This is a genomic window from Deltaproteobacteria bacterium (assembly GCA_020845775.1).
GTDB lineage: Bacteria > Bdellovibrionota_C > UBA2361 > SZUA-149 > JADLFC01 > JADLFC01.
The window spans coordinates 1-8,948 of the sequence record JADLFC010000019.1 but is presented as its reverse complement, the minus strand read 5'-3'; the positions used below and the strand labels follow the sequence as shown (position 1 = coordinate 8,948).

The 8,948-nt window shown below is 45.3% G+C and carries 8 protein-coding genes; 6 read left to right on the top strand and 2 right to left on the bottom strand.

From position 1 onward, the window contains the following. A partial coding sequence (locus IT291_01210) for a nitronate monooxygenase (protein ID MCC6219840.1) occupies positions 1-962 on the bottom strand: 962 nt, incomplete at its 3' end. Between the two features lie 283 nt (positions 963-1,245). Continuing rightward, positions 1,246-2,223, bottom strand: coding sequence for a flippase-like domain-containing protein (locus IT291_01205; protein ID MCC6219839.1), 978 nt, complete (start codon positions 2,221-2,223; stop codon positions 1,246-1,248). A gap of 204 nt (positions 2,224-2,427) precedes the next feature. Here IT291_01205 and IT291_01200 point away from each other — a divergent pair, with 204 nt between their 5' ends. Genes IT291_01200 through IT291_01175 form a run of 6 tightly spaced genes read left to right on the top strand, consistent with a single transcriptional unit; the run spans position 2,428 to position 8,733 of the window. Continuing rightward, positions 2,428-3,282 carry a TIGR04282 family arsenosugar biosynthesis glycosyltransferase gene (locus IT291_01200; GenBank protein ID MCC6219838.1) on the top strand — a complete coding sequence of 285 codons (855 nt, stop codon included), beginning with the start codon at positions 2,428-2,430 and terminating at the stop codon, positions 3,280-3,282. Between the two features lie 5 nt (positions 3,283-3,287). Beyond that, complete coding sequence (locus IT291_01195) at positions 3,288-4,136, top strand: hypothetical protein (GenBank protein MCC6219837.1); 849 nt, start codon at positions 3,288-3,290, stop codon at positions 4,134-4,136. 11 nt (positions 4,137-4,147) lie between these two features. Further along, positions 4,148-5,224 (top strand): hypothetical protein, encoded by a 1,077-nt coding sequence (locus tag IT291_01190; GenBank protein ID MCC6219836.1) that lies wholly within the window; start codon positions 4,148-4,150, stop codon positions 5,222-5,224. Positions 5,225-5,230: 6 nt separating this feature from the next. Then, entirely contained in the window at positions 5,231-6,142 is a 912-nt protein-coding gene (locus tag IT291_01185) for a hypothetical protein (protein MCC6219835.1), read from the top strand. Next, positions 6,139-6,849 carry a hypothetical protein gene (locus IT291_01180; GenBank protein ID MCC6219834.1) on the top strand — a complete coding sequence of 237 codons (711 nt, stop codon included), beginning with the start codon at positions 6,139-6,141 and terminating at the stop codon, positions 6,847-6,849. The genes IT291_01185 and IT291_01180 overlap by 4 nt, the downstream gene beginning before the upstream one ends. 12 nt (positions 6,850-6,861) lie before the next feature. Continuing rightward, positions 6,862-8,733 carry a glutamate mutase L gene (locus IT291_01175; protein ID MCC6219833.1) on the top strand — a complete coding sequence of 624 codons (1,872 nt, stop codon included), beginning with the start codon at positions 6,862-6,864 and terminating at the stop codon, positions 8,731-8,733. Positions 8,734-8,948 lie beyond the last annotated feature (215 nt).

The window sequence follows — 8,948 nt, the reverse complement described above, 5'->3', positions numbered from 1 at the left end:
GCTTCACAGTTTGGCTTTACATTAGACTGCAGGGAAGGGCTATATCTGAGCATCCTCATGGCATAACCCGTGGGGGAAACCATGTTCACCACCACATCATCTTCCGAAGCTCGTAAATATTCCTGCTTAACTCTGTCCGGCAATCCACACTCCTGCGCAATAGTAAACCTAGTTGCTACTTGCACAGCACCAGCGCCAGACTCCAAATATTCGGCCGCATCGGTGCCGGTAAAAATTCCACCAGCCGGGACAACCGGAATGTCGAGCTTTTCAAGCTTTAAGAAACTTATAATCTCTTCGACTATGCTTTTTAAGTTGTACTTTTTCCAATTTAGATCAAATCCCAAATGGCCACCAGCCAGTGGACCTTCTACAACTATGTAATCAGGCAGGCGCTGAGCGCGCTTAGCACTGCGAAGGAAAATCTTTAAAGCCCTGGCCGACGACGCAATAATGCCCACAAAGACGTCTCGGAATCGCGGATGATCTTCCATTAGCTTTAGCGAGCCAGTATGTAGCCCAGCCGAAAGAGTTATGCCCTCTATCCCAGCATCCATGGCAGCACGCAGGCGAGCTCTAAGCGTATCTAGGGGATTTCCCATGGTGAGTTTTTCCATGATGTTGACGAATACCGCTCCTGGGCCACTCTTGTGCTCCATAGTAGCTCGAACGTGGTTAACAGTAGCCTCGTAAACATGTCGCGGATCCCATTTTACTTCGCCCTTGTCAGTCGACTCCGCATACATTGCAAACCGCTTCCTCTTACTGCTTTGAAACGTCGTCCGAAATGCCCTATCAGAAACGCAAGGCGACATGGCATCTGATATATGGCCAATCCCTCCCAAGTTCGCTATGGCTAAAGCTAGCTTTGAATTCGAAATGTCCACACCCATACCACCAACAATTATGGGCACAAATTCCCTGTCTTTTAGAAAAAACCTAAAGTCGTCAACAATCGACATATTTACTTACTTCTTTATCCCATTCTTTTGTGGCTGATGATAAGAGTTACACACTACTCGAAAGCAAAAGCCGTATTATACCGCAACAGATCCCTCCAAAGCTCACATAAACGGCTTAACGGAACACACTCATGGCAAAAGAGAAAATGCATTACCTCGTTAGGAACACTAAACATTACAAACACAAATCATACTCTATTTCTCTAATTTAGAGAATAGCCACACACTTAAAATAGAAGACTGTTTTAGTGCGTCTTCTTGACTAAGCTGCGATATGTGAAATTTAATTTTTTTCGCGAAGCATATCGCTAGCTCTTACTTCTCCCTTCGGTAAGCCAACTAAGAGCAGCCCACCTACTACAGCAATTAATATGACCTTTGCCCGCAAAACTATTCCGACACCTAAGCCTTGAGGCTTGGTAGCTCCAACCTTCTCCAAAAAAAACAAAAAAGCCCCCTCTTGCACCCCCAAAGCATTTGGCGTAAGTGGCACAAGCGACACGAGAAGCACTAGAGGGACTATTACAAAAATTCCTGCCAAATTAGGCTCCTTCCATCCAACTGCCAAAGCTGCCACATAAGTATTGACCACCGTCATTAGGTGAAAAGCAAAAGAAAGCAACATGGCTTTTGCCAGTAAAACCCTGCTCCCCCTCGCAACTGCCATGGCCTGAGAAAGCTTTAAAAACAAAGAATCCAATCTTGCAGCTAGCCGAGAAAAGCCAAAACTCCTCAAAACAGATAGCGATATATCAAAGCAAAAATTGCTAATCCTCAAAGAAAATACCATTAAGGCAAGCATCAGCGTTAGCACTCCGACAATGATAACTGCTATCTCAATTCCAGCCGTTGCCTGAGAGCCTAGAACGACAAATACCAAACCCAAACAAGACATGGCAAGCACGCCCGTAAATCTCTCTAAAAAGGTCGAAACGAATGCATCTTTCTGGCTCTCCAAGTACTTGCCCAGCTGATAACTCCGCGCAACATCTCCACCGATACACGAAGGAGCAAAGGTGTTAAAAAAATACGACGTAGTATATAGCTTCATAAGGTGCAGAATCGAGACATCGCGCGCATGAGCTCTAATAAACAACCGCCACTTTAAACAACTTATCCAAATCATAACCACAGCAATTAAGATGAGATAAAACACGTAAACGCAATCTATCTCAGCTAACGCACCTAAAAGCTCGCTAGCGCCAACAAAATAAAATAGCGCAAATACTATTGCGACAGCGCCAGCACATTTAATCAACATCCAACTACTCTTTGACACCGACTGCTTCCTTACTTAGTTAATGGGGAGCGCACGTAGACCATAGAACACATAACGGCTCCAGACACTTCTGCCAATACCATAAAAACAAAAGGGTAGGAATCATAACAGATTGCCACTGTTGTCGTTTTAAGGTTATATCGATACTTGCCTTGTCTAAAAGTAAAACAAATAGCGGCACCCAAAATGCATCAACGGCAAATAGAAAATGTTTTGCTAATATTTGCACGATATCCACAGGCTGGCAAAACAAAGACGCGTTTAATACCTGCCTACGGCCCAGAGGGCGCGGCAACAATCTACGCTGACATGTTATCGCAGATCCTCGATCTTGTGCGGCCGACTATTAGGGATGACTTTAAAGCAGTAATCCTAGTCGAACCACCGGATTGCTTAAATGCCATGCAGGAGCTAGCGGGTTTCGATTTTGAATATGCTACACAAACTACTGGCAGTTTGGGCGATAGATTAAATAGCGCATTCGCAGAGGCGTTTAAAAATGGTGCAAAAAAAGTGCTGGCAATAGGCACTGATTGCGTAGAAATTACCACGGATATTATTGCACAGGCAGTAAATGCTCTTAAGTCGCACGACGCCGTCATAGGCCCGGCAAGCGATGGTGGATACTATCTAATAGGACTAGGCACCTTTCTAGCAGGCTTATTTGCCGAAATTTCCTGGAGCACCGAGCATACGCTTGCACAGACCATGGAACGATTGCGCTCATACCAATTCAGCATTTTTTTATTGCCAGAGCTTTCTGACATCGATACGCCAGAAGATGTTAAGCGTTCAATGCTTAAGCAGATTGCAAAACGCGTAGTCGAACTTAAACTAGAGGCCCCTACCGTCCTATTTCTTGAGCTTCACAAGCCTATCAGCTCCGTGATATATAATGCCTCGCTCTTTGTGGAACCTCTTGCTAAACTCGTCATAGGTAAACATAGAGTTAAGCACTTACAAGCAATATTTGCGGAGCGAGAGAACGTAGAAGAGTTGATTTCATTTATTCATTCATATTCAAAAAGAGCGACTAGCTAGACAAAATGGAACACGCCAATCCTTTTTCCGTAATTCTACTTTTATTGCTCGGGGGCATGGTCATTTTTTTTATCGGTCGCGCCAAAAACGGTCGAGAAATTGCCATAAGGCGAATTGCAGGCATCGACGCCATAGACGAGGCAATTGGAAGAGCAGTTGAACTCGGTCGGCCTATTTCATTTACCTCAGGTCTTACCGGCGTAAACTCCTTGCTCTACGCCTGCCTCGGCGTATTGCGCTACATAGCTCGCAAAGCAGCGCGCCTAAATTCGCGCCTATTCGTTCCATGTAGTGATGCGGAGGCTTTGGTGCTCACTGACGCGACCTTGCAAAATGCCTATCGCACAGAAAAAAAATTTTCTAATTACGAGCCCTCGCGTTTGCGTTTTTTGTCCGACGAGCAATTCGCATTTTCGTCCGGATATATGGGACTAGTTCATAGAGAAAATGTCGGCAGTGCGTTTCTAATAGGGCGCTTTGCGGCAGAATCGCTGATACTAGCCGAAGCCGGATTGCAAATTGGCGCGGTTCAGGTCGCAGCAACAACGTCACCAGAACAGGTTCCATTTTTCATCACTGCCTGCGATTATACACTAATCGGAGAAGAGCTCTATGCTGCCGGAGCCTATCTATCGAGAGATCCCGTTCAAACTGGGAGCCTCAAGGCCCAAGATTACGGCAAGGCATTGTTTTTGGCACTAATTGTCCTTGGCACTATTCAAGCAACTTATTATTCGATTTCGGAACACGATTCTCCAATACCCTTAAAATCGTGGATGCAGGCCTCGTGGGAGGAAATTGGCTCGGGTTGCAATAGCGCATGGTGCGCTAGTTTGTTCGGCAAAAAAATTTAGACAGATAACACATGCTGAGACATTACAAACAAGCAATTATCGCTGCCGTGACATTTATAGGAGGGCTTTACTATTTTCTCGAGTTCATGCTGCCAGAGTCACTTTTGGAAGCATTGGTTGGACAAAATTATCTAGATATTCACCAACATATAAGTCGAGGAACAATTTTCGTAGGCACAATGGCAATAGGCCTTGGAATCATTAATCTGTTTAGGGTCCACGGGAAGGCCATTATTAAGAAAAAAAAGGGCTGGATCAACTCTCTTGCTCTCGTAGTAGGAATATTTGCGACTCTATTTGTTGAGTATTGCGATTTTCGAAATGCTGAACGACAAGTGGAAGATTGGAAACAGATAGCCGATTTGGGAACTTTTGCGAGCAAGATACTTGAGGATCATAAAAGCAATTCCGGAGATGCTGCAAGAAGAACTGAGTTTCTCAGCAAGAGATTAGAATCTGTGCGCGAAAAAGCGCAATCCAGCGACACATTTCTAAACTCGAATGCCGCCTATTTAGATAGAGATACAGCCAATGAATTTAGAGAACAACTAGTAATATCCGCAACTCTCGCTGACAGCTTATATCAGAAATATTTAGATCGAAGCGACCTAGAAAAGCTCGATACAGCTACTAACGAGCTCAGCACACAGCTCAAAAAAACAGCCTCACTTGCAAGGGACATCGCTGACGCCAATTATCAAGCGACTGCCGCAAAACAAGCTTCGACATTTATCCATGAGGCTTTCTTTGTTCCGCTAGGCTCAGCTATGTTTTCGCTTCTAGCCTTTTACGTGGCTACAGCCGCGTATCGAACATTTAGAGTGCGCTCACTCGAAGCATTTCTAATGATGACAGCGGCGATAATAGTCATGTTGGGACAAATCCCCCATGGACCTTTATATGTCTCTACCAACTTGCCAGGTATCCGATTATGGCTTCTCGAAAATATTAGCACGCCGGCATTTCGCGCAGTTGTTTTTGGTTCGGCCGTGGCTGGATTAGCCATGGCTATTAGAATGTGGTTATCGCTAGAACGAAGTCCTTTAGCAACCGACGAGCTCCCAACCATTAACCAAAAAGGAGCATGATTTAACTTGAAGGTCATAATCGGATTTCTCACATTTCTAAATGACATAGACCGCCGGATAATTTATTTGTTTGTAGCAATATCATTGGCAATTCCCCTCGTTCTAAACGTCGAGCTACCACCAGCCGAAATGATGACCGCCGAAGCCTTTTATGGAGAAGTGGAAAGGCTGCCTATAGAGAAGGGAAAAGTGGTTTTAATTGCTGTCGACTGGGGTCCAAATACTCTAGCCGAAAACAAAGGACAATTTGAAGTAGCAATTGAACACCTGATGCGAAGACGCATAGCTTTTGCGCTCATTACGACCTATCCACTAGCGGAGCCGTTTATGAAAAGTGTTCCATTAGATGTTGCAAAAAGGCTTACTAGAGAAATACCTAACGAGCATTGGGCATACGGGCGCGATTGGGTAAATTTAGGTTATAGGCCAGGTGGTGGATTAATGATTCAAAGTCTGGCAAAAGCTGACAATCTCCATGCTCACCTTATAGCAGATAGCCTTGGCACGCCGTTAGAGGATATCCCTGCCATGCAAGGAGTTAAGACTATCAAGGATATTACAATGCTAATGGAGTTTACTGGCCTAGCAGGTGCACTACAAAACTGGATACAATTTTTTCAAGCAAAAGAATATCGACCTCCTTTTGTCCATGGCTGCACTTCGATCACCATACCAGAAGGGCACTTATATTTTGCTTCTGGCCAACTCGTCGGCTTCTTTGAGGGAGTTGCCGGTGCCGCTTGGTACGATACATTACTTTCTCGAAATTACCCTAATCGCCTCAGCAGTTCCTCAATTCGATACAATACTGGCTTGGCATATGCACATTTAGTAGTAATTGCGTTTATTATTATTGGCAATGTCGGATTGATAGCCACTACTATGCAGGTTCACACTAAAAACCAGGGGCTAGAATGATGTCTGCACTATTTAGTTTGCACTGGTGGGAAGTTTTTTTGGGTGGGGTTTCGACGTTAGCAATCTACTCCTTCTTATATAGAGAAAACGCAGTTTACAGATTTTTTGAGCATTTGTTCATTGGCATAGCTACGGGCATTTCCATAATCATGGTCTTTCGCACTTTTCTGTGGCAGGAAATTTTTAAGCCACTACTAGGCATGGATAGAGTTATATTTCCCGACGGCACGTATAGCGAGCCATACAACAAGCTCTATTTGCTATATCTAGCACCAATGGCTCTTGGTCTGCTCTATTACTTCATTCTCACTAAACGCTACAGCTGGCTTGCGCAAATTGCCATCGGGTTTGGACTTGGGGTATCGGGCGGTTTAGCTTTTAAGGGGTTCATAAACGAAATGTATCCGCAGTTAACGAACTCCTTTCGCCCTCTATACATAAAGGATAACGTAGGTGCTTCCATAAGCAACATCGTATTTATATTTACCCTAACTACGGCTCTAAGCTATTTCTTTTTTACGTTTAAGCAACGGAAGGGAAGAATTGCCGAGCGTTCCGCCAAAGCGGGACGTTGGATGATGATGGGGTGTTTTGGCGCGTTTTTTGGCTCTACAATCATGGCGCGCATGGCATTATTAGTAGAGCGCTTAGATTTCCTAATAAATACCTGGGGCTGCAACATGCCTTGGTTAAAAGTCTGCGGCTAAGGCTAACAGAAGATGGAATTTAGCAAGTCCCAAAAATCCAAAAATGCGCTCGAGGTAGTATTAGCTACTGACTGCGGCTCGACTACCACAAAAGCTATCCTCTTTGAAAAAAAGAGCGATGGTTGGCACGCTACGTTTCGCGGCGAGGCGCCCACAACGGTTGAAAAGCCCTTAGCAGACGTAACCATTGGCGCAATTAATGCCTTTACCGAGGTCGAGGAGCTTTCAGGTCGCAAGATTTTAGATCCCAATCGAGCAGGCGACAGCAGTTCCGACTCTTCCACGGTTCCTTTTCTAAAGAGAACCAGCGACCTACAGGAGCAGGGAATTGATCTATACGTATCTACTAGTTCGGCAGGTGGGGGCTTGCAGATGATAGTAGCCGGCGTCGTATCGAGCATGACTACCGAATCTGCCGAACGTGCGGCTCTTGGAGCGGGGGCTATCGTCATGGATGCGATATCGGCCGATGATGGACGCGAGCCACACGAAAAAGTTCAAAAGATTCGGCATTTGCGTCCAGATATAATATTGATTGCTGGGGGCGTAGATGGCGGAACGATTGAACACCCTTTGGAGTTGGCTGAGATAATTTTGCAGGCCGATCCTCGACCGCGCTTCGGAGAGACGCTGACATTGCCAGTCATTTATGCGGCGAACAAGGATGGACGGGAAAGTGCTCGCGAGATATTGGGCAAGCGTTTTGATTTCGTAGCAGTAGATAATCTTCGCCCCACACTGGAGCAGGAGAACCTAGCTCCTGCTCGCGATGCCATTCACGAGCTTTTTTTAAACCACGTGATGAGCCATGCCCCCGGCTACAGCAAGCTGCTAAGCTGGTCGCCTGTGCCCATAATCCCAACTCCCGCTGCTGTGGGTCAAATGGTTTTTGATGCAGCAAAGCGTTCTAAACAGCACATTCTCGCGGTAGACATAGGCGGCGCGACTACAGATGTGTTTTCAGTATTTAGCGCTCGAGACGAAGATAGCACGCCTGTATTTAACCGGACAGTTAGTGCTAACTTGGGGATGAGCTATTCGGTGGCAAATGTTTTGCTTGAAAGCGGAGAAGAAAACGTCAAGCGCTGGCTTCCTTTTGAGCTCTCTAATAACGAAATTCGAGACCGCCTTCGCAATAAAATGATTAGGCCAACTACCATTCCACACACGCTGGAAGATCTCATTTTAGAGCAGGCTCTTTGTAGAGAAGCGTTGCGATTAGCGTTTCATCACCACAAAAGGCTTGCTGTTGGTCTTAAGGGCGTTCGCAAAACCCGTTCCATCGCCGACATGTTTTCTGCAAAAGATTTGCCGGGAGAGGGATTAGTGGACATGATGGATTTAGATTTAATAATTGGCTCTGGTGGCGTTTTAAGCCATGCCCCAGATCGCAAGAGTGCAGCATTAATGTTAATAGATGCTTATGAGCCAGTTGGAGTTACTAAGCTTGCGGTTGATTCCGTTTTTATGATGCCGCATTTAGGCGTATTGTCCACAGTTCACGCAGAGGCCGCAACCGAAGTTTTCTTAAGGGATTGCCTTATTCCTTTGGGAACAGTAATTGCGCCACTTGGCCAGCGGAAACCTGGGCAACCTCTAATTGAGGTTCATTTTTCCAATGGCGACAAAATGATCCTTCACCAAGACGAGCTGCTAACTTTCGAACTTGCTGCGAGCGAAGAGATGCAAGCAACTATCACCTGCCTTTCCCCGCATGTTCAAATTGCCCACGACGCGAAAACTATTAACACAACATTAACGGGCGGATGCGCTGGAATAATACTCGACGGTCGCGGCCGACCTCTTTCCCTTCCCACCCAAACCGAACCTTGCATCGAAAAGATTCAGAAATGGTACGACAGTTTTAATTTGGCTTTTTGCTAGCTGGCGGAGGTTCGAGACGGCGTTCTTTTCGTTTTATTTGTAACGTCGTTACATTGAATAGAATAGGATAGAAGAACCCCGAGTTTTTGAGCAGTTATACCATTTACAAAAAGGATTTTTGTAAATGGTATAAACAGCAAGTGCGTAAGCACTTGCCAATAAACAACAAATACCGTTTCCAAAAAGTAAAATATTTAACTTACTTTTTGGAAACG